Source organism: Polynucleobacter sp. AP-Kolm-20A-A1 (assembly GCF_018688315.1).
Lineage (GTDB): Bacteria > Pseudomonadota > Gammaproteobacteria > Burkholderiales > Burkholderiaceae > Polynucleobacter.
Genome location: NZ_CP061315.1, coordinates 1735680 through 1755929 on the forward strand (window position 1 = coordinate 1735680; position 20250 = coordinate 1755929).

At 46.6% G+C, this 20250-nt stretch carries 20 protein-coding genes and 1 other RNA gene; 8 read left to right on the forward strand and 13 right to left on the reverse strand.

Annotated elements, in window-relative coordinates; genetic code table 11:
- Positions 1-70: 70 nt before the first annotated feature.
- From dusB to ruvB, 6 genes are read left to right on the forward strand one after another with little or no spacing between them, the layout of a single operon-like run.
- Positions 71-1087 (forward strand): tRNA dihydrouridine synthase DusB, encoded by a 1017-nt coding sequence (dusB, locus tag C2745_RS08640; protein WP_215384198.1) that lies wholly within the window; start codon positions 71-73, stop codon positions 1085-1087.
- A 40-nt stretch (positions 1088-1127) separates the two neighbouring features.
- Complete coding sequence (locus C2745_RS08645) at positions 1128-1367, forward strand: helix-turn-helix domain-containing protein (protein ID WP_128112754.1); 240 nt, start codon at positions 1128-1130, stop codon at positions 1365-1367.
- A 47-nt stretch (positions 1368-1414) separates the two neighbouring features.
- Positions 1415-2995: a bifunctional phosphoribosylaminoimidazolecarboxamide formyltransferase/IMP cyclohydrolase gene (gene purH, locus C2745_RS08650; RefSeq protein ID WP_215384199.1), complete on the forward strand. Its 1581-nt coding sequence runs from the start codon at positions 1415-1417 to the stop codon at positions 2993-2995.
- Positions 2996-3010: 15 nt separating this feature from the next.
- Positions 3011-3538 carry a crossover junction endodeoxyribonuclease RuvC gene (gene ruvC, locus C2745_RS08655; RefSeq protein ID WP_215384200.1) on the forward strand — a complete coding sequence of 176 codons (528 nt, stop codon included), beginning with the start codon at positions 3011-3013 and terminating at the stop codon, positions 3536-3538.
- A gap of 29 nt (positions 3539-3567) precedes the next feature.
- Positions 3568-4149 (forward strand): Holliday junction branch migration protein RuvA, encoded by a 582-nt coding sequence (ruvA, locus tag C2745_RS08660; RefSeq protein WP_215384201.1) that lies wholly within the window; start codon positions 3568-3570, stop codon positions 4147-4149.
- A 42-nt stretch (positions 4150-4191) separates the two neighbouring features.
- Positions 4192-5262, forward strand: coding sequence for a Holliday junction branch migration DNA helicase RuvB (gene ruvB, locus C2745_RS08665; protein ID WP_215384202.1), 1071 nt, complete (start codon positions 4192-4194; stop codon positions 5260-5262).
- On the opposite strand, the gene tyrS is transcribed toward ruvB, so the two are convergent.
- Entirely contained in the window at positions 5259-6491 is a 1233-nt protein-coding gene (tyrS, locus tag C2745_RS08670; protein WP_215384203.1) for a tyrosine--tRNA ligase, read from the reverse strand. The two genes, ruvB and tyrS, sit on opposite strands and share 4 nt — an antisense overlap.
- A 76-nt stretch (positions 6492-6567) precedes the next feature.
- On the opposite strand from tyrS, the gene C2745_RS08675 reads away from it, so the two are divergent.
- Complete coding sequence (locus tag C2745_RS08675) at positions 6568-7695, forward strand: anhydro-N-acetylmuramic acid kinase (RefSeq protein WP_215384204.1); 1128 nt, start codon at positions 6568-6570, stop codon at positions 7693-7695.
- A 20-nt stretch (positions 7696-7715) separates the two neighbouring features.
- On the opposite strand, the gene erpA is transcribed toward C2745_RS08675, so the two are convergent.
- The 4 genes from erpA to rplM all read right to left on the reverse strand — a co-directional run bounded on the left by erpA (position 7716) and on the right by rplM (position 10180).
- Positions 7716-8090: an iron-sulfur cluster insertion protein ErpA gene (gene erpA, locus C2745_RS08680; protein WP_215360321.1), complete on the reverse strand. Its 375-nt coding sequence runs from the start codon at positions 8088-8090 to the stop codon at positions 7716-7718.
- Positions 8091-8169: 79 nt separating this feature from the next.
- Positions 8170-9228 carry an N-acetyl-gamma-glutamyl-phosphate reductase gene (argC, locus tag C2745_RS08685; RefSeq protein WP_215384205.1) on the reverse strand — a complete coding sequence of 353 codons (1059 nt, stop codon included), beginning with the start codon at positions 9226-9228 and terminating at the stop codon, positions 8170-8172.
- A gap of 112 nt (positions 9229-9340) precedes the next feature.
- Positions 9341-9742, reverse strand: coding sequence for a 30S ribosomal protein S9 (gene rpsI / locus C2745_RS08690; protein WP_215384206.1), 402 nt, complete (start codon positions 9740-9742; stop codon positions 9341-9343).
- Between the two features lie 9 nt (positions 9743-9751).
- On the reverse strand, positions 9752-10180 hold the full coding sequence (gene rplM, locus C2745_RS08695) for a 50S ribosomal protein L13 (protein WP_011903721.1): 429 nt from the start codon (positions 10178-10180) through the stop codon (positions 9752-9754).
- A 421-nt stretch (positions 10181-10601) separates the two neighbouring features.
- Here rplM and C2745_RS08700 point away from each other — a divergent pair, with 421 nt between their 5' ends.
- Positions 10602-11024, forward strand: coding sequence for an OsmC family protein (locus C2745_RS08700; protein WP_215384207.1), 423 nt, complete (start codon positions 10602-10604; stop codon positions 11022-11024).
- On the opposite strand, the gene rnpB is transcribed toward C2745_RS08700, so the two are convergent.
- The 8 genes from rnpB to ubiB form a co-directional block, all read right to left on the reverse strand.
- Positions 11025-11331: RNase P RNA component class A (gene rnpB / locus C2745_RS08705), an RNA gene on the reverse strand.
- 59 nt (positions 11332-11390) lie between these two features.
- Positions 11391-12449, reverse strand: coding sequence for a dihydroorotase (gene pyrC / locus C2745_RS08710; protein ID WP_215384208.1), 1059 nt, complete (start codon positions 12447-12449; stop codon positions 11391-11393).
- A 2-nt stretch (positions 12450-12451) separates the two neighbouring features.
- Positions 12452-13804, reverse strand: coding sequence for a glycerate kinase (locus C2745_RS08715; protein WP_215384209.1), 1353 nt, complete (start codon positions 13802-13804; stop codon positions 12452-12454).
- Positions 13805-13813: 9 nt separating this feature from the next.
- Positions 13814-15637 carry an ABC transporter ATP-binding protein/permease gene (locus tag C2745_RS08720; RefSeq protein WP_215384210.1) on the reverse strand — a complete coding sequence of 608 codons (1824 nt, stop codon included), beginning with the start codon at positions 15635-15637 and terminating at the stop codon, positions 13814-13816.
- Between the two features lie 37 nt (positions 15638-15674).
- Positions 15675-16118 carry a dihydroneopterin triphosphate diphosphatase gene (gene nudB, locus C2745_RS08725; RefSeq protein ID WP_215384211.1) on the reverse strand — a complete coding sequence of 148 codons (444 nt, stop codon included), beginning with the start codon at positions 16116-16118 and terminating at the stop codon, positions 15675-15677.
- Between the two features lie 21 nt (positions 16119-16139).
- Positions 16140-17939 carry an aspartate--tRNA ligase gene (aspS, locus tag C2745_RS08730; RefSeq protein WP_215384212.1) on the reverse strand — a complete coding sequence of 600 codons (1800 nt, stop codon included), beginning with the start codon at positions 17937-17939 and terminating at the stop codon, positions 16140-16142.
- A 16-nt stretch (positions 17940-17955) separates the two neighbouring features.
- On the reverse strand, positions 17956-18609 hold the full coding sequence (locus tag C2745_RS08735; RefSeq protein ID WP_215384213.1) for a DUF502 domain-containing protein: 654 nt from the start codon (positions 18607-18609) through the stop codon (positions 17956-17958).
- 52 nt (positions 18610-18661) lie between these two features.
- Positions 18662-20248, reverse strand: coding sequence for a ubiquinone biosynthesis regulatory protein kinase UbiB (gene ubiB / locus C2745_RS08740; RefSeq protein WP_215384214.1), 1587 nt, complete (start codon positions 20246-20248; stop codon positions 18662-18664).
- Positions 20249-20250 lie beyond the last annotated feature (2 nt).

Below are 20250 nucleotides of genomic sequence, written 5' to 3' on the forward strand. Positions count from 1 at the left end.
TGCCTAAAAAATAGGCAGATTTAGGGTCGATTGTGCTAAAGTGTCATGCTTTCCGCCCAAGCCCTTTTAGATGAACATTGGTCCTCACCTCCTCGCAAATAAGCTTTTTGTAGCCCCTATGGCTGGGGTAACAGATCGTCCTTTTAGGCAGCTTTGCAAGAAATTAGGTGCTGGCTATGCCGTTTCCGAAATGGTGGCATCCAATGCTCTGCTTTGGAAAAGTGAAAAAACGCAACGTCGAGCAAATCACGTTGGCGAGTTCAAGCCGATCGCTGTGCAAATTGCAGGTGCCGATCCCGCCATGATGGCGGCTGCTGCAAAAATCAACGTAGATCACGGCGCCCAAATTATTGATATCAATATGGGCTGCCCAGCAAAAAAAGTTTGTAATGTTGCCGCGGGCTCTGCGTTATTACGTGACGAACCTCTGGTACAACAAATTTTAGAGGCAGTCGTTAATGCCGTTGGAGTTGGTCCAGATGCGGTACCGGTAACCTTAAAGATTCGCACCGGCTGGGATCGTGAACACAAAAATGCAATTGAGATTGCGCGCTTAGCAGAAAAAAGTGGCATCTCCATGTTGACCGTGCACGGTCGCACTAGAGCCGATCTATATCACGGTGAAGCAGAATACGAAACAATTACCGCCGTTAAAAATAGTGTGAGAATACCGGTGGTGGCCAATGGCGACATCAATAACCCTGAAAAAGCAGAGCAAGTTTTAAAGGTCACCGGTGCAGATGCCATCATGATTGGTCGCGCCGCACAAGGACGCCCTTGGATTTTTCGTGAAATTAATCATTACCTAGAAACTGGTGGCAAGCTGCCGACCCCGGAGATCAATGAGATCCAGGCCATCATGAATGCCCACCTTTTGGATCACTATGAGTTTTACGGCGAGCACATTGGCCTTCGCACCGCACGTAAGCACATTGGCTGGTATTGCAAAGGCTTACGTGACTCGCATGCTTTCCGCCAACGCATGAATACTGCCGATGATTGCAAGACGCAATTGCAAATGGTGAATGATTATTTTGATGAGATGAAATCTCATTCTGATCGTTTGCTGTTTTTAGAAGCCGCTTGATTATTTTTTCTTATATTTGTTTTTGTATTGATAGATTGTTATGACCAATAAGCACCCAATTACTGAATGCATTGAAACCCAATTACAAGGTTACCTAAATGACCTTAAAGGAACAGCACCTACTGATATCTATCAAATGGTATTGGCTGTTGTAGAAAAGCCGATGTTGGAATTAGTGATGCAACATGCTAAACACAACCAGTCCCTAGCAGCACAATACCTTGGCATCAATCGAAATACCCTTCATAAGAAGTTAGTTGAGCATCAACTACTGAAATAAGAATCAACAGTCTTTAACGTAATTTTTAATTAAACCCTCCGAAAAATATGATCCGTACAGCCCTTCTCTCCGTCTCCGATAAAAATGGCATCGTGCCTTTTGCTAAAGCCCTTCATGATCAAGGTATCAAGCTAATTTCCACCGGAGGCACCGCAAAGCTCTTGGCTGAGAACAGTTTGCCTGTTGTAGAAGTTTCATCCCTGACTAAATTTCCAGAAATGCTTGATGGCCGCGTTAAAACGCTCCACCCCATGGTGCATGGCGGTCTACTAGCGCGCAGAGACTTCCCGGAACATATGGCGGCGCTTAAAGAGCACGGCATCGACACAATCGACATGCTGGTAATTAATCTGTATCCATTTAATGAGACTATTGCCAAGGAAAACTGCTCATTTGAAGATGCGGTTGAAAATATTGATATCGGCGGTCCAGCCATGTTACGCGCTGCCGCCAAGAATCATCAAGACGTTACCGTACTGATTTCACCCGAAGATTACGCCCCAGTCTTGGCTGAAATGAAAGCCAATAAGAATGCTGTTTCATACAAGACTAATTTGACTTTAGCCAAAAAAGTATTTGCCCATACAGCTCAATATGATGGTGCAATTGCCAACTATCTCTCAGCATTAGGTGATGACTTAGACCATAAAGCTCGTTCTGCCTATCCAGAAACTCTGCATCTTGCTTTCGAAAAAGTACAAGAGATGCGTTATGGCGAGAACCCACATCAATCCGCTGCTTTCTACAAAGATATTTATCCCGTAGATGGCGCACTTGCTAACTACAAACAGTTACAAGGCAAGGAACTGTCATACAACAATATTGCTGATGCTGATTCGGCCTGGGAATGCGTTAAGAGCTTTACCGGCAATGCTGGTGGCGCTGCTGCGTGCGTCATCATCAAGCACGCCAATCCTTGCGGCGTTGCTGTAGGCTCAACAGCGCTTGAGGCATACCAAAAAGCATTTAAAACTGACCCCAGCTCTGCCTTTGGCGGCATCATTGCATTTAACGTTCCATGCGATGGCGCTGCAGCTGAAGCCATCTCCAAGCAGTTTGTGGAAGTATTAATCGCCCCTAGCTTTAGCGATGAAGCAAAAGCAACTTTTGCTGCCAAACAAAATGTTCGTCTTTTGGAAATACCACTAGGTGCTGCGTTTAATACATTTGATTTCAAACGCGTAGGTGGTGGCTTGCTTGTGCAATCTCCTGATGCGAAAAATGTTCTTGAAAATGAGATGCGTGTTGTGAGCAAGCGTTTGCCAACTCCAAGCGAAATGCACGACATGATGTTTGCATGGCGCGTTGCTAAGTTTGTAAAGTCCAATGCAATCGTATATTGCGCAAATGGCATGACACTCGGAATTGGTGCAGGTCAAATGAGTCGCGTGGACTCCGCCCGTATGGCTAGCATCAAGGCCGAGAATGCTGGTCTAAGTCTGAAAGGCTCTGCAGTGGCAAGCGATGCGTTCTTCCCATTCCGTGATGGCCTAGATGTTGTCGTTAATGGTGGCGCAAGTTGTGCAATTCAACCGGGTGGCAGCATGCGTGATGATGAAATCATTGCGGCAGCTGATGAGCATGGCATCGCCATGATCTTTACTGGCACCCGTCACTTCCGTCACTAAGCAAACTTAATCTGCATGCGCTGGATAGGAATCGACCCAGGTCTTCGTACTACTGGTTTTGGCGTCATTGATGTTGACGGCCAAAAACTGACCTACGTTGCCTCCGGCACCATTGAAAGTGGAGATCCAGCTAAAGGGCTACCTGAGAGATTAGGGGCACTCTATGCTGGCGTGAAAGAAGTTTTGGAAACCTATCATCCAGAGTCTGCGGCGATTGAGGAAGTCTTCTTAAATGTGAATCCTCGCTCTACCCTGATGCTGGGACAAGCTAGAGGGGCAGTCATTGCCGCCCTGGTTTCTCAAAAACTTCCTGTAGCGGAGTACAGCGCTTTAAGAGTCAAACAAGCAATCGTAGGCACCGGTCGAGCGGCTAAACCACAGGTTCAGGAAATGGTGAAACGCCTTCTCAGACTAAATCGCGCCCCAGGAACCGATGCTTCGGATGCGCTCGGCGTTGCTATCTGCGCAGCCCATCATGCGCAAATACCAAAAGCAATTAGCGCAGCCACTGCAGCTTTAAGCCCCAAGAAACGCACTAAGTAAAAATATACATCACAGGTTAAGATCTCTACATGATTGGTCGCATACAAGGCACTCTCGTTTCCGTTCACCCTCCTCGACTTCTGGTTGATTGCCATGGCATTGGTTACGAGGTAGATGTGCCGATGAGCACTTTGTATCAACTGCCTTCGGCTGGCGAAAAAATTACGCTTCTCACGCACTTTCAAGTTCGTGAAGATGCGCAGCAACTTTTTGGCTTTGCTACTGAAACTGAACGTGAAGCATTTAGACAACTCATAAAAATTAGTGGTGTTGGCTCCCGTACGGCACTAGCAGTGCTCTCTGGCATGAGTGTTAATGAATTAGCCCAAGCAATTGCGCTGCAAGAGGCCGGTCGACTAACCCAAGTTCCAGGTATCGGCAAGAAAACCGCTGAGCGCCTTTGTTTAGAACTGAAAGGTAAGCTAGCGCCAGACCTTGGCATTACTGGCGGCAAGCCACAAGCAATTGAAGCAAGTAGCGAAGTCCTACAAGCGCTCCTAGCATTGGGCTACTCAGAAAAAGAAGCTTTATTGGCACTCAAACAAATCCCACCAGATACCAGTGTTTCAGATGGCATTCGTATGGGCTTAAAGTATTTATCTAAAGCCTGATCGTAAATAGAAGTAATCCTCAATAAGCACTACACTTGTAGCATGGCAATTCATACCGACGATCTAAGCTCAATTCCCGAAGATATCCCGGAAGGTAATGACCGCATTGTGAGCGGCGCAGCCGGAAACGCAGAGGCTGTATTTGAAAGAGCCTTGCGACCTAAGCAACTAGACGAGTATGTTGGACAAACTAAAGCCAGAGCACAATTAGAAATTTTTATTAGTGCTACCAGAGCACGTCAAGAAGCCTTAGATCACGTCCTGCTATTTGGACCCCCCGGCCTTGGCAAAACAACGCTTGCCCACATCATCGCCAGAGAGCTTGGTGTAAATCTCCGCCAAACCAGCGGACCCGTTTTAGATAGACCCGGTGACCTCGCAGCCTTACTCACGAATCTAGAAGCAAACGATGTGCTGTTCATTGATGAAATTCATCGTCTCTCTCCAGTCGTAGAAGAAATTCTGTACCCTGCACTTGAGGACTACAGCCTAGACATCATGATTGGCGAAGGCCCTGCAGCACGCAGCGTCAAAATTGATCTCAAACCTTTCACACTGATTGGCGCAACTACCCGTGCCGGCATGCTCACCAATCCATTGCGTGATCGCTTTGGTATTGTGGCCAGATTAGAGTTCTACACGACAGAAGAACTCACCAAGATCATTAATCGCTCTGCTAGCTTATTAAAGGCAAACATCGATCCAGAGGGTTCTATTGAGATTGCAAAGCGTGCTCGTGGCACTCCGCGTATTGCTAACCGCCTACTCAGAAGAGTGCGTGACTATGCAGAAGTTAAAGGCACCGGCACGATTACTAAAGCCATGGCGGATGCTGCACTCAAGATGCTCGATGTGGATCCGAGCGGCTTTGATGTGATGGATAGAAAATTACTAGAAGCTATCTTGCACAAGTTTGATGGTGGCCCAGTGGGTATCGATAACTTGGCGGCAGCGATTGGCGAAGAGCGCGACACTATTGAAGATGTACTGGAGCCATATTTGATTCAACAAGGCTATCTACAAAGGACCTCGCGCGGCCGAGTAGCTACTCGCCAGGCTTATGAACACTTTGGGTTAACGCCGCCTAGCGGTAGTGCTAGCTTAGATATTTAAGCTAGCGTCACCTTCGCAAACTTACGTTTGCCAACTTGCACGACGTAAGTACCAGCTTCAATCTTTAACTGCTTATCAGTAATTGTTGCGCCGTCAATCTTTACACCATTTTGCTCAATATTACGATTAGCTTCGGATGTTGATGGTGCTAAGCCTGCAGCCTTCAAAAGGCTGGCGATTTGCATTGGTGCACCCGAGAGATTGACTTCTGGAATGTCATCCGGCACGCCACCTTTAGCGCGGTGATTAAAGTCTTCTAATGCTTTTTCAGCTGCCGCTTGTGAGTGAAAACGTGCCACGATTTCTTGTGCGAGAAGTACTTTGCAGTCCTTTGGATTGCGACCGGCAGCAACCTCTTGTTTCATGAGATCAATTTCAGCCATTGGCCTAAATGAAAGCAATGTGAAGTAATCCCACATCAATTCATCGGAGATGCTCAAAAGCTTGCCAAACATCTCGCCAGCAGGTTCGCTGATGCCAATGTAATTGCCTTTTGACTTGCTCATCTTGTCCACGCCATCTAAACCAACCAGCAGCGGCATTGTCAAAATACATTGAGGCTCTTGGCCATATTCACGCTGGAGCTCACGCCCAACTAAGAGATTAAATTTTTGATCTGTACCGCCGAGCTCTAAATCACTCTTGAGTGCAACAGAGTCGTAACCTTGCATCAATGGATACAAGAACTCATGTACAGAAATGGGTACGCCACTACGGTAGCGTTTTGTAAAGTCATCGCGCTCTAACATTTGTGCAACGGTATATCGCGCTGCCAACTGAATCATGCCACGCGCACCCAAGGGATCACACCACTCACTGTTGTAGCGCACTTCAGTTTTAGCAGGATCAAGCACCATGCTTGCTTGACGATAGTAGGTCTCAGCGTTGACGGCGATCTCTTCAGCAGTCAAAGGTGGGCGAGTAGCATTGCGGCCGGACGGATCACCAATCATGCTGGTGAAGTCACCAATCAAGAAAATAACGGTATGACCCAAATCCTGTAGCTGGCGCAATTTATTCAAAACTACCGTATGACCAAGATGAATATCTGGAGCCGTAGGATCTAGACCCAATTTAATTCTGAGCGGGGTATTGGTTGCCTGGCTACGAGCCAACTTCTGAACCCAATCGACCTCCACCAATAGCTCATCGCAGCCACGTTTAGTGACCTCGAGTGCCGCAAAGACTTCTGGGGTCAAAGGATATTTTTGTTCTGGTTTAGCCGTCATGCTGATTCGGGTTACTGATTCAGTTAAATTAGTAGTTAAATTGCTAAAGCATAATTGTCGCATTCCTGAGAACCACATGAACAAACCCCATTCCCTCTATATCGGCCTCATGTCTGGCACTAGCCTGGACGGGATAGATGCTGTTCTAGCCAAGATTGGTGGCAATGGGGAGGCAACCGCTCTAGAGGCAATCAGCACAGCTTTCTCACCAGCGCTCCGCAAGGCCTTATTTGAGCTTCAAAGCACTGGCCCCAACGAGCTCCACCGCGAAAAGCAGGCGGGCAATGCGCTAGCCCTAGCTTATGCGGATGCCGTTGAACAGCTCCTGAAAAAGGCCAAACTCCAAGCTTCAGATATTGCTGCTATTGGTGCGCACGGCCAAACCATTCGCCATCAACCCCATCTGGGCGATATGGCTTACACCCACCAAACATTAAACCCAGCTCTCTTGGCAGAAAAGACTGGTATCGATGTCATCGCCGATTTTAGAAGTCGTGATTTAGCTGCTGGTGGTCATGGAGCGCCTTTAGTCCCAGCGTTTCATGCGCAGCAATTTGTAGAAGATAAAAATATAGCAATTCTCAATATTGGTGGCATTGCCAATCTCACCCTACTTCCTAAAAATGGTGAAGTGACAGGCTTTGATTGTGGCCCTGGAAATATGTTGATGGATGCCTGGATACATGAGCACCAAGGCAACGCGTTTGATGCAAATGGTCAATGGGCATTGCAAGGCAAAGTCAATGAGGCATTGCTTACAAAAATGCTGACTGATTCTTTCTTTGCAAAAGCGCCTCCCAAGAGCACCGGTAGAGACGACTTTCACCTGCATTGGCTGCAAGAAAAATTGGGGGGTGAAAATTATCTTTGTGAAGATGTGCAAGCGACCTTGCTACATTTGACAGCGCACTCCGCCCTCGAAGCTTTAGCCCGTCATGCCCCGCAAACCCAGAAGCTGATTGTCTGTGGAGGCGGCGCCCGAAATAACGCCTTGATGAATTTATTCAAAGTCAAAGCACAACATTTTTTAAAGCAGCCTTTAGAAATTACTACTAGCGACTCTGCCGGTATTGATCCACAACTTGTTGAGGGCCTTGCTTTTGCTTGGCTTGCATGGGCTCACAAAGAAAAACGGCCAGCAAATTTGCCAGCCGTTACGGGAGCGAAGGGTCCTAGAATTCTAGGCGCTTGCTATCCAGCTTAAGTCGATAAACCTTTCTCTCTTTAAGCAGAGAAAGAAGATCCACAGCCACAAGTAGTTTGGGCATTTGGATTTTTGATCACAAACTGTGAGCCATTGATATCTTCTTTGTAATCAATCTCAGCGCCAACTAAATATTGGAAGCTCATTGAATCCACCAACAAAGTAACGCCATTCTTTTCAAAGAGAGTGTCATCTTCATTTACAGCATCATCAAATGTGAAGCCATACTGAAATCCTGAGCAACCACCGCCTTGTACGAATACACGGAGTTTTAACTCTGGATTACCTTCTTCAGCAATCAAGTCCGCCACTTTTGCAGCAGCACTATCTGTGAACACCAATGGGGTTGGTGGCTCAGCCAAGTCTTCTACAGGTTTTGTCGCTAATTCGGTCATGATTTACTCCTAATTCAAAAGGCAATGTCTTATTTTAGGCTTTTAATGTCCAGTTTGCTGAAGGGTCATTACGCCCTGATTACGGTGATACAGCGATCTGGGTAAGGCCTGTAGTCTCTGGCAAGCCAAACATCAGGTTCATGCACTGCACGCCTTGGCCCGAAGCACCCTTCACCAAATTGTCCTCAACCACCAAAATAACCAAAGTATCACCGCCACCTGGACGATGGATCGCAATCCGAATGCCATTGCTGCCCCGCACAGAGCGAGTCTCTGGATGACTGCCGGCCGGCATGACATCGACAAACGGCTCATCCTTATAGAAGCTCTCATAAAGTTTTTGGTAATCAACATCTTTACCAGCATCAGTCAAACGAACGTACAAAGTCGAATGAATACCTCTAATCATTGGCGTTAAATGTGGCACGAAGGTTAAGCCAATTTGATCATGGCCAGCAATTGCTTTTAAGCCTTGCTCAATCTCGGGCAAGTGACGATGGCCTTTAACGCTATACGCTTTGAAGTTATCACTTGCCTCAGACAAGAGGGTACCAATCTCGGCTTTACGCCCAGCACCTGAGGTGCCTGACTTCGAATCAGAAATAATATGTGAACCATCGATGAAATGCTTCCCACCCGTTGATTTTGGCGATAGCAAGGGTGCAAGTCCAAGCTGCACAGAGGTTGGATAGCAACCTGCCAAACCTACTACACGCGCCTTTTTAATTGCATCGCGATTAATCTCTGGCAAACCATAAACAGCCTCAGCCAAAATTTCTGGGCAGCCGTGCTCCATGCCATACCATTTTGCAAACTCTTTGGTGTCCTTCAAACGAAAGTCAGCAGCAAGATCCAAAATTTTCACATTCTTAGCGAGTAATTCTTTTGCTTGCGCCATAGCAACCCCATGCGGTGTTGCAAAGAACACCACATCACAGTCACCGAGCTTAGCTTCATCAGGCGTTGTAAATTTCAGAGCAACGCGACCACGCAAAGATGGGAACATCTCAGCTACTGGCATGCCAGCTTCTGTACGAGAAGTAATTGCAGTGAGCTCTACCTCGGGATGCTGCGCCAATAAACGTAGCAATTCCACTCCGGTATAGCCAGTGCCACCTACGATGCCAACTTTAATCATGCCATTCTCCAAAATACCAACAGATGAATTTTATTTCTTTAATACCTAGATTGTAGAAACAAAAAGGGCCGCTTGCGCGACCCTTTCGATAAAACTTAAGCGACTGAAAGAATTAGCGCTTGCTGAACTGCTTACGACGACGCGCGCCGTGCAGACCAACTTTTTTACGCTCAACTTCACGAGCATCGCGAGTTACCAAACCTGCTTTAGACAGAGTTGGCTTCAAAGCGTTGTCGTAGTCGATCAATGCACGAGTAACTCCGTGACGAACTGCACCAGCTTGGCCAGTTTCACCGCCACCAGAAACGTTTACTTTGATATCAAAGGTCGTTAAGTGGGCTGTGAGAGCCAAAGGCTGACGAGCGATCATGCGTGATGTTTCACGAGCAAAATATGAATCGATAGGCTTACCATTAACAATGATTTCGCCTTTGCCAGATTTAATGAATACGCGCGCAACAGAGCTCTTGCGGCGACCAGTACCGTAATTCCAATTTCCGTAATTAATAGCCATTTGGTTTCCTTAAATCTCTAACGCTTTTGGCTGTTGAGCCGCATGCGGATGATTGGCGTCGCCGTAGACTTTTAATTTCTTAATCATGGCATAGCCTAGTGGGCCTTTTGGCAACATACCTTTCACAGCCTTCTCCAAAGCGCGACCTGGGAAACGGTCTTGCATCTTGTCGAAGTTAGTCGAGCTAATACCGCCTGGGTATCCGCTGTGACGGTAATAAATTTTGTTCAAGCCTTTAGTGCCTGTGACACGTAGCTTAGAAGAGTTGATGACAACAATAAAGTCGCCAGTATCAACGTGTGGGGTGTATTCAGGCTTGTGCTTGCCGCGTAGACGGAGTGCCACTTCACTGGCGACACGACCGAGGACTTTGTCCGTAGCGTCAATCACGAACCATTCATGCACTACCTCATGGGATTTTGCAGAAAAAGTTTTCATGATTTCTCAAATTGTTATGGTCAATAAAAAATTACCCCAACCAAACTACATCCACCTTGGCCCTGCTTATGTTTGCAAGCTCGCAGATTCTGCAATTTAACTGGTACTACAAATTACCGCTGACCGGCTCGGTAATTCAGTAAAGCCTTGAATTGTAACCTAAAAAAAACCCAGGAACGAGTCCTGGGTTGGAATCCACCTATGTTTGGGTGGAGGAGACACTGGGAGGTAAGTCGCAGTCTTATACAAGACTGACTACCAATATGGTTATTCTACACAAACAATATGGTGCAACGCAAGAAAATTGACCAAAATCAATTTTTTTCTATTTTTTAGTTGTTTTTATTGCCAAACCAAAACCCGTAAATATTGGTAAACTATTGATAATATTGATTAATTTAGTAAGTTAGGGGTCACTAATATGGATTGTCGAGTATCTTGGTTGGGTAATGGCGGAATGGCTTTTTCAGCCGAAACTGGCAGTGGTCACCAACTCAAAATGGACGGGCCGCCAGATGCTGGTGGCCAAAACAGTGCCCCAAGGCCTATGGAGTTAATTTTGGCTGGAACAGGGGGCTGCTCTGCTTTTGATGTGGTTTTAATCCTACAACGCGCAAAACAGGCTGTGAGTGCCTGTGATGTAAGGTTGGTTGCCGAAAGGGCGGAAGTAGAGCCAAAAGTCTTTACCAAGATCAATATGCACTTCACAGTCAAAGGCAAAGACTTAGAGCGGTCAAAAGTGGAGCGTGCCGTCAAACTATCACACGAGAAATACTGCTCAGCAACCACCATGCTGGCAAAGACGGCTGAAATCACCTACAGCATCGACATCGTTTCAGAATAAGTGCAGAGTCAATCGATAAGCCGGATTCTGTCGCCTAGATTTGCATCTAGGGGCAATCATTCCTCTAGGCCGGCAGTTACCTGACGGCTCAAGCTCCCTACCCGCAGACTCAGCGGGACGCCTCATCGCCTGCTTACTTGGGATTGCTCCAGGTGGAGGTTACCGCGTTTCACCGTAACTAAATACGCTCGTCTCTGTGGCCCTATTCCTCACGTCGCCGTGGATGGCCGTTAGCCATCACCCTTCCCTATGGAGTCCGGACTTTCCTCCCCCTCAATAAAGAGGCGGCGATTGCCCAATTGACTCTGCGCCTGCAGTCTAACGCAGTCAGAACAATTTGGCTAAGAAAGCAATGATTTGAGTTTTTTAAACGAGTGACCAAGCAATCGTTTCGCCAGCACGTAGCGGAACAATGGTGGCATCGCCTAATGGCAATTCTGCGGGTATGTTTTGAGCTTGCTTTGCCAAGGTAATGGTTTTGCTATTGCGTGGCAGAGAATAAAAATCAGGGCCGAAGAAACTAGCAAAGCCTTCCAACTTATCAAGCTTGCCAACACTCTCAAACGCTTCGGCATATAAACCCAATGCGTTAAATGCGCTGTAACAACCCGCGCAACCACAGGCAGCCTCTTTAGCACCCTTCGCATGAGGCGCGCTATCGGTTCCCAAAAAGAAACGAGGGTTGCCGCTAGTGGCCACCTCTAATAATGCAACGCGATGTTCTTCGCGTTTAAGTACTGGCAAACAATAATTATGCGGACGAATACCGCCGGCAAAAATCGCATTGCGGTTCATTAGTAAATGCTGAGGAGTGATGGTTGCCGCAATGGTATTTTTTCCGCCGGTTCCTGCATCACGCACATAGTGTGCAGCCTGCTTAGTCGTAATGTGCTCAAAGACAATTTTGAGTTCAGGAAATTTTTTGCGTAATGGCTCCAGTACTGTATCGATAAATACCGCTTCACGATCAAAGATATCGATTTCAGAATTGGTTACCTCGCCGTGCACCAAGAGTGGCATACCGACAGCTTGCATCACCTCCAAGGCTGCATGGCAATGCTTCAGATCACTAACGCCAGCGTCACTATTCGTAGTTGCACCTGCTGGATACAACTTAAATCCTACGATGCCTGCAGCCTTAGCCTTACGAACCTCGTCCGCAGAAGTATTGTCAGTGAGATACAACGTCATCAAAGGAGTAAAACTACTTACTCCTAAAGACTTTAAATTCGATTCAATACGTGATTGATAAGCTTTAGCTAAATCCACAGTTGTCACTGGTGGCTTGAGATTGGGCATGATGATTGCGCGGGCAAATTGACGCGCGGTATCCGCTAATACATCCTTCATGACTTCGCCATCACGAATATGCAAATGCCAATCGTCTGGCTGAATCAACTGAATTTGAGAAGGTGTATTAGACATATTTATTTATCAAGCAAGATGATGCGGAAATCATTCACATTCGTAAGTGTAGGGCCAGTTTCCACCAAAGCGCCAAATTCCGCAAAGAAGCCATAACAATCATGCGCTAACAGGAATTTTTCTGGCGCAAGGCCTGCCGCCTGGCTGGATTTACGAATATCACCATCAAACCAAGCCCCTGCATTCTTTTCGCTGCCATCAATACCATCAGTATCTGCCGCTAAAGCCGAAATATTGGGTAAATCAGAACTGGCTGCAAATAGGGAGAGTAAATATTCACTGCAACGACCGCCACGTCCTTTAACACCAGCCGGAATAGTCACAGTACATTCACCGCCGGAGATCAAGGCTAGCGGCTTATCAATCGCTTTGTTCAAATGGTCACGCACTAAAGTGGCCTGCTCGACACCAACCTCTTGTGCTTCACCAGTAATCGTGTCGCCCAAAATAATTGGCTCATATCCATGGGTGCGTACAAAAGCAGCAGCAGCCTCTAGACTTTTATATGCCGTTGCAATGACATGATTGGTCACTTTGGCATTCACCAAATCAACGTCTTTCAGAGTCTCTGGTTTTTCACCAGCTAAACCTTGCTTGAGATGATTGCGCACGGATGCAGGAACAGCGGATCCATCTAAATCATATTTTTGCAAAATATTGAGCGCATCTAAATATGTAGAGTAGTCAGCTGCGCAAGGACCACTGGCAATATCTGCAGGAGAATCGCCAGTGACATCAGAAATTAATAGCGCTTCTACTCGTGCACCACGAGCAATTGCAACTCTGGCCAAGTTACCACCTAAGATTGCGGATAGATGCTTGCGAACTACGTTCATTTCTTCAATTGGAGCACCACTACGCAATAGCGCTTCGGTTGTTTGGCGCATGTCATCAATCGAGATACCTTCTTGTGGCAAGGTCAATAAACTTGAACCACCACCAGATACCAAGGCAATCAGTACATTGCCTTGCTCTAGTTGATTTGTGAGCGCTAAGATTTCTTTGGCACCATCCATACCCGCCTGATCAGGCACTGGGTGCCCAGCCTCAATGATTTTGATGTGCTTGGTAGGTGAGTTATGCCCATATCGCGTAAGAACAACGCCCTTAATTTGTGTTTGCGGCCAATGTGCTTGCGCATAAGACTCTAGAGCGCTAGCCATAGATGCGCTGGCTTTGCCGGCACCCACCACCAAGCACCGACCCTTCGGCTCCTGCCCTTTTGGAAATATCTTGGCTAAATATTGCGGAACAATTACTTGTGGATCAGCAACCGCCACGGCAGCAGCAAACGCATTTTTAAGGATTGTCTCTTTAGTTGCCGACATGGAAGGTGAAAAGCTATTTTGAGTCATCAAGCTATTCTAATCAAGACTGGCGCGCTCTTGCATTTGCCACATCTCTGCATATTTGCCTTTAAGCGCAAGTAACTCCATATGGGTTCCTCGCTCCACAATTTGCCCATGATCCATCACCAGAATTTGATCTGCATGAACAATCGTTGAAAGTCGATGCGCAATGATCAGGGTTGTACGGTTCTTCGCCAAACCAAGCAACTCCTCCTGAAAAGCGCGCTCGGTTTTCGAGTCCAAGGCTGAAGTGGCCTCATCAAAAATTAACATAGCCGGCTTTTTAAGAAGTGTTCTAGCAATTGCCACCCGTTGTTTTTCACCGCCAGAGAGCTTTAAACCTCTTTCACCTACTTGCGTGTCATAACCATCCGGCAAGCGTTTAATGAAGCCGTCAATTTGAGCCGCCCTTGCCGCTTCTTGCACTTCTTCAATTGTTGCCGAGGGATTGCCATAGGCAATGTTGTAGCCAATCGTGTCATTGAATAGAACAGTGTCTTGCGGAACGATACCAATAGCTTTACGCAAGCTAGCCTGCGTCACATCCTGAATGTTCTGTCCATCAATTTGGATTTTTCCTGACTGAACATCATAAAAGCGAAATAACAGTCGGGCCAAAGTACTTTTACCAGCACCGCTTTGACCTACTACTGCTGTAATTGTTCCTGCGGGAATATTAAAACTCACATCACGCAAAATCTCACGCTTGGCATCATAGTGAAAAGATACGTGCTCAAAGCGAACATCAGGGCCATCGCTTTGGTTTTGAACTTGCAATGGCTTTGCATTTAGTGAATCTGCAATTTCTTTATCTGTATTGAGTAAAGAGAACATACGATCCATATCAGTCAACGACTGTTTGATTTCTCTATAAATGACACCCAAGAAATTGAGCGGTATATAGAGCTGGATCATTAAGGTGTTAACCAGCACCAAGTCACCTAGGGTCATTGTGCCGTTGACTACGCCTACGGTCGCACGCCACAAAATCAGCATCAGACCAACTGCAATAATGATCTGCTGCCCAAGATTAAGGAAGGCCAAGGTCTTTTGTGATTTCACCGCCGCCGCCTGATAGCGCAGCAGATTTTCGTCGTAACGACTAGCTTCAAAGGCTTCGTTACCAAAATATTTCACTGTCTCAAAATTCAATAGAGAATCGATGGCCTTCTGATTAGCCTTTGAATCCATATCGTTCATGGTGCGACGATAGTGCGTACGCCATTCTGTCACCACAATCGTGAAGGCAATATAAAGAACCAGGGCAGCTAGAGTAATGGCAGCAAACCAAATATCGTATGAATATGCAAAGTAGCCCAATACCAAACAAAACTCTATGAGCGTTGGCAAGATGCTATACAGCGAATAAGAAATCAGCGACTGAATACCTCGTGTACCGCGCTCAATGTCGCGACTAACGCCGCCAGTCTGACGCGCTAGATGAAAGCTCAACGCCAAAGAATGTAAATGCTCAAACACCTGGAGTGCAACTTTGCGAACGGCGTTCTGTGTGACCTTTGCAAACAATGCCTCGCGCAACTCCGTAAATAGAGAAGCAGAAATTCTTAGGAGACCATAGGCAACAATAATCCCCAGAGGGACAACCAGTAGGACTGTTGGGGAGCTAGCTTTGATATCTAAAGAGTCTATTAACTCTTTCATGACAATGGGAATACCAAGATTGGCAACCTTAGCTGCCACCAAGCAACTCAAGGCGATGATTACCCGAAAGCGATACTCTAGAAGATAAGGCAGTAGGTCGCGTATAACGCGCCAGTCACCTCGTTGAGGCGTCTTTGAATCTGCGTTACCGTGATGATGTCCCGATGAATGTCTCATCGCTCTATCTTATTCCTAATTAGAAATTGGATTTGGTTTAACTTGCTGAGAACAGCTTCAAAATAGCTTCGCCGTTGCTACGAGAAAAACATTTCCTAGCGGCTTCTTGATAGGGCAGCCATTCATAAGCTACATGCTCTCTTGGCGCCAACTTAACCACCGTGTCCTCGGGGACTTGCAGCGCAAACCAATGTTCAATATTGCGAGTTACGCCAGGGGCATACCGAAAACGCCACTCAGGATAAATCTCATATTCAATTTGATGATGCATATTTTGCAAGGCATCTTTGGGTAAGGAATCTACCGCAATACCGGTTTCCTCAGAAACCTCGCGGATAGCAGCCAGAGCAAGATCTTCGTCCAGGGCATCAAGGCTGCCGGTTACTGACTGCCAGAAACCAGCGCGATCAGCACGCTCTATTAATAAAACATCCCTATTCGATTTATAGATAACTACTAAAACCGAAATAGGGATTTTCAAAGGAGTACTGCTGTATTTGTATTACGCGGCAGGCGTAGCTTGACGTAAGCGGATATGCAACTCACGCAACTGACGCTCGTCCACTGGACTAGGAGCCTGAGTTAATAAGCACTGTGCACGTTGCGTTTTAGGGAAAGCAATCACATCACGAATTGATTCTGCACCAGTCATCATGGTGACGATACGATCCAGACCAAACGCGATGCCACCATGAGGAGGCGCGCCATATTGGAGTGCATCCAACAAGAAACCAAACTTCGCTTGAGCTTCTTCTGCATCAATCTTCAATGCACGGAATACCTGGCTTTGAACTGCTTCTTGGTGAATACGTACAGAACCGCCACCAATTTCACTGCCGTTCAGAACCATGTCATAAGCTTTGGCTAAGCACTTGCCTGGATCGGTTTCCAAGTACTGCATGTGCTCATCTTTAGGGCTAGTAAATGGATGGTGGCAAGCAACCCAGCGCGCTTCACCTTCGTCGTAATCAAACATTGGGAAGTCAACAACCCACAATGGCTTCCAACCTTCCGTAAAAAGACCATGCTCTTTACCCCAAGCGGATTGACCAATGCGCAAACGTAAATTACCAATGGCATCGTTCACCACTTTTTCTTTGTCGGCACCGAAGAAAATAATATCGCCATCTTTTGCGCCAGTGCGCTTTAAGATGCCTTCGATCGCAGCGTCATGCAAATTCTTGACGATTGGTGACTGCAAACCATTGCGACCTTCAGCAACAGAGTTCACTTTGATCCAAGCCAAGCCCTTTGCACCGTAGATGCTGACGAACTGAGTGTAGTCATCAATTTCGCTACGGCTGATTTCAGCTCCGCCAGGAACGCACAATCCCACTACACGACCACCAACTTGATTAGCAGCGCCTGAGAAGACCTTGAAATCAACGTCTTTCATCAAATCCGTTAATTCCGTGAATTCGAAATTCACACGTAAATCTGGCTTGTCAGAACCAAAACGCGCCATACCTTCTGAATAAGGCATGGTTGGGAATGGGTTAGGCAACTCTACATTCATCGTCTTCTTGAAAATATGACGAATCATGTTTTCAAACAAATCACGAATTTCTAATTCGCTCAAGAAAGCTGTTTCACAGTCAATCTGTGTAAATTCTGGCTGACGATCCGCACGCAAATCTTCATCACGGAAGCATTTTGTAATTTGGTAGTAACGATCAAAGCCGGCCACCATCAACAACTGCTTAAATAATTGAGGAGATTGTGGCAATGCAAAGAATTGACCATCATGCACGCGAGATGGAACTAAATAGTCACGCGCACCCTCTGGAGTGCTCTTAGTGAGCATTGGTGTCTCGATATCGATAAAACCAGCATCATCTAAATAACGACGGCATTCCATCGCTACGTTGTAACGCAAGCGCAAATTCTTTTGCATTTGTGGACGACGCAAATCCAGTACGCGATGAGTCAAGCGAGTTGTCTCAGATAAATTCTCATCATCAATTTGGAATGGTGGAGTTACTGAGGCATTCAAAATCACCAAGCTATGGCAAAGAATCTCAACTTTTCCACTGACCAAATCGGTGTTTTCAGTACCGGCAGGACGGGCACGTACGAGACCTTTGATCTGAATACAGAACTCGCTACGCACTTGCTCAGCAAGAGCAAACATCTCAGGACGATCTGGATCGCAAACAACCTGCACAAAACCTTCGCGGTCACGCAAGTCAATAAAGATAACGCCTCCGTGATCGCGGCGGCGATTAACCCATCCGGAGAGGGTGACTTCTTGACCAATGAGTGAATCGGTTACCTGACCGCAGGTATGGCTTCGCATCGACATAACAATTTCCTATAAATCAAAAATGGTGTGGCAACTGGGATGTAGTTAAACCACTAGAACTATTGGGTGGAACAGAGCCCATTGAAACAATGTGCTTCAGAGCCTCTTCCACACTCATCTCCAATTCAATCGTTTGTGCACGTGGCACGATCATGAAAAAACCAGAGGTGGGGTTTGGAGTTGTTGGCAAGAATACGTTAACGTAATCTTCACCTAATTTTGCTGTTACTTCTTTTGCAGGAGTGCCCGTTTGAAATGCGATCACCCATGAATCAGCATGAGGATAGCGAATCAATAATGCCTTACTAAAAGCTTGGCCGCTTCCAGAAAACAAAGTGGATGAGACTTGCTGAACGCTAGAGTAAATAGAGCGCACAACTGGAATGCGATTAATCTGCTTATTCCACATCCGCACCCACCATTGACCCGCAAAGCTAATTGCCACTAGACCTGTGAGCATGATGACCGCAATCACAATCAATATGCCAACACCAGGTAGATCACGGAAATTCTGAACATCAACTGCAGCATCATGGGGAAGAACCACGATGATGGCGTGCATCACGGATCCGAATACACCATCGAGCAAACCCAAGCCCCAAGCAATCACCCAAACGGTGATCGACAATGGTGCCCAAACGAGGATGCCTGCGATAAAGTATTTTTTCATGTCTTCTGCCTAACCCGCTATTTTAGCGGGTTAGCGGCCAACCAGCGAGAGACTAATAAATGCCTAGGCCGATGATCAAAATTCCAGCCAAAAACCCGCCTGCAAAGAGTAAAGCACCCACTAAAAGGCGATGTGTACGTCTTTCCTGGAGCAAAAGGGCTTTTAAGACCTCTAATTCGCCATTTTGGTCTTTTGTTTGAACCCGACTCTGGGCCAGACTATCTGCAATTAAGCGGGGTAAGGTTGGGAGGATTTTGGCCCAAGTTGGAGCCTCTTCCTTCAGGCCATCCAGTAAACCGCGCCAACCCAACTGCTTGCTCACCCATTTCTCCAGAATTGGCTTTGCCGTTTTCCAAAGATCTAGATCGGGATCGAGCTGGCGAGCTAAACCCTCCACATTGAGGAGGGTTTTTTGCAACAAAGTCAGTTGAGGTTGAATTTCCACCTTAAAACGACGCGATGTTTGGAACAAACGCATCAAGACAATACCCAAGGAAATTTCTTTTAGCGGGCGATCAAAATATGGCTCACAAACAGAACGTACTGCACCCTCTAATTCCTCAACCCGTGTATTGGCAGGAACCCAACCGGACTCGATATGTAATTCAGCAACACGACGGTAATCGCGATTAAAGAATGCCAAGAAATTAAGCGCCAAATAATTTTTATCTGACTCACTCAAAGCACCCACAATTCCAAAATCAAGCGAGATGAAGCGGCCAAATGTTTCTGGCTCCAAGCTAATCATGATGTTTCCAGGATGCATGTCTGCATGAAAAAATCCATACTCAAAGACTTGCGTAAAGAATATTTCCACACCATCTGCAGCTAACTTTTTAAAGTCAACACCAGCCTCTCGCAGGGCTGCGGTTTTACCAATGGAGATGCCATACATTCTCTCCATGACGATCACATTGGTATGGCATAAATCCCAATACATCTCTGGAATCATTAACTGCTTCGAGTCTGCAAACTGCCTGCGAAGCTGACTTGCATTTGCTGCTTCTCGCATGAGATCTAACTCATCATGCAAATAAGTATCAAACTCAGAAACGTTCTCACGCGGCTTCAAGCGGCGGCCATCCTCGGAACTTTTTTCAATAACTTTAGCCAAGTCATACATTAAGGCTAGATCGCCTTCAATCACCGGCAGAATGCCAGGGCGCAAAACCTTAATAGCGACTGCGCGCCCTTCCCACTCAGGGTGTTTGGCTGTGCCACGCAAGACTCCGAAGTGCACCTGCGCTACCGAAGCACTAGCTACTGGCGTTGCATCGAAACTAATAAAAACTTCTTCAATCGACTGTCCTAGATCCTGCTCTATCAAGCGACGAGATTCTTCATTCGAGAATGGTGGAACTTGGTCTTGCAACTTAGCCAATTCATTTGCAATATCTTCAGGCAATAAATCACGGCGCGTAGAAAGAACCTGTCCAAACTTCACAAAAATAGGACCGAGAGCTTCTAGTGTTAGACGAATGCGCTCGCCCCTAGGCAAGTGACTGCCTGGAGAAACCCAGCAAAGAACCGTTAAGAAACCGCGACGAATTCCAGGCTTTAAAAGATCGCGTAAAAGCGGTAACAGGCCATAGCGCCAAGCGGTAAAGAAAATGAAAAAGAGACGAGCAATTCGACGCACGA

What these genes read in the sequence shown, in the direction of transcription:
- tyrS (WP_215384203.1), bottom strand. Translation starts at nt 6,491, where the DNA reads ATGACGGCTAAACCAGAACAAAAATATCCTTTGACCCCAGAAGTCTTT.
- argC (WP_215384205.1), bottom strand. Translation starts at nt 9,228, where the DNA reads ATGATTAAAGTTGGCATCGTAGGTGGCACTGGCTATACCGGAGTGGAA.
- rpsI (WP_215384206.1), bottom strand. Translation starts at nt 9,742, where the DNA reads ATGGCTATTAATTACGGAAATTGGAATTACGGTACTGGTCGCCGCAAG.
- erpA (WP_215360321.1), bottom strand. Translation starts at nt 8,090, where the DNA reads ATGACCGAATTAGCGACAAAACCTGTAGAAGACTTGGCTGAGCCACCA.
- C2745_RS08675 (WP_215384204.1), top strand. Translation starts at nt 6,568, where the DNA reads ATGAACAAACCCCATTCCCTCTATATCGGCCTCATGTCTGGCACTAGC.
- ruvC (WP_215384200.1), top strand. Translation starts at nt 3,011, where the DNA reads ATGCGCTGGATAGGAATCGACCCAGGTCTTCGTACTACTGGTTTTGGC.
- C2745_RS08645 (WP_128112754.1), top strand. Translation starts at nt 1,128, where the DNA reads ATGACCAATAAGCACCCAATTACTGAATGCATTGAAACCCAATTACAA.
- ruvA (WP_215384201.1), top strand. Translation starts at nt 3,568, where the DNA reads ATGATTGGTCGCATACAAGGCACTCTCGTTTCCGTTCACCCTCCTCGA.
- C2745_RS08720 (WP_215384210.1), bottom strand. Translation starts at nt 15,637, where the DNA reads ATGAGACATTCATCGGGACATCATCACGGTAACGCAGATTCAAAGACG.
- C2745_RS08715 (WP_215384209.1), bottom strand. Translation starts at nt 13,804, where the DNA reads ATGACTCAAAATAGCTTTTCACCTTCCATGTCGGCAACTAAAGAGACA.
- aspS (WP_215384212.1), bottom strand. Translation starts at nt 17,939, where the DNA reads ATGTCGATGCGAAGCCATACCTGCGGTCAGGTAACCGATTCACTCATT.
- purH (WP_215384199.1), top strand. Translation starts at nt 1,415, where the DNA reads ATGATCCGTACAGCCCTTCTCTCCGTCTCCGATAAAAATGGCATCGTG.
- ruvB (WP_215384202.1), top strand. Translation starts at nt 4,192, where the DNA reads ATGGCAATTCATACCGACGATCTAAGCTCAATTCCCGAAGATATCCCG.
- rplM (WP_011903721.1), bottom strand. Translation starts at nt 10,180, where the DNA reads ATGAAAACTTTTTCTGCAAAATCCCATGAGGTAGTGCATGAATGGTTC.
- pyrC (WP_215384208.1), bottom strand. Translation starts at nt 12,449, where the DNA reads ATGTCTAATACACCTTCTCAAATTCAGTTGATTCAGCCAGACGATTGG.
- C2745_RS08735 (WP_215384213.1), bottom strand. Translation starts at nt 18,609, where the DNA reads ATGAAAAAATACTTTATCGCAGGCATCCTCGTTTGGGCACCATTGTCG.
- dusB (WP_215384198.1), top strand. Translation starts at nt 71, where the DNA reads ATGAACATTGGTCCTCACCTCCTCGCAAATAAGCTTTTTGTAGCCCCT.
- C2745_RS08700 (WP_215384207.1), top strand. Translation starts at nt 10,602, where the DNA reads ATGGATTGTCGAGTATCTTGGTTGGGTAATGGCGGAATGGCTTTTTCA.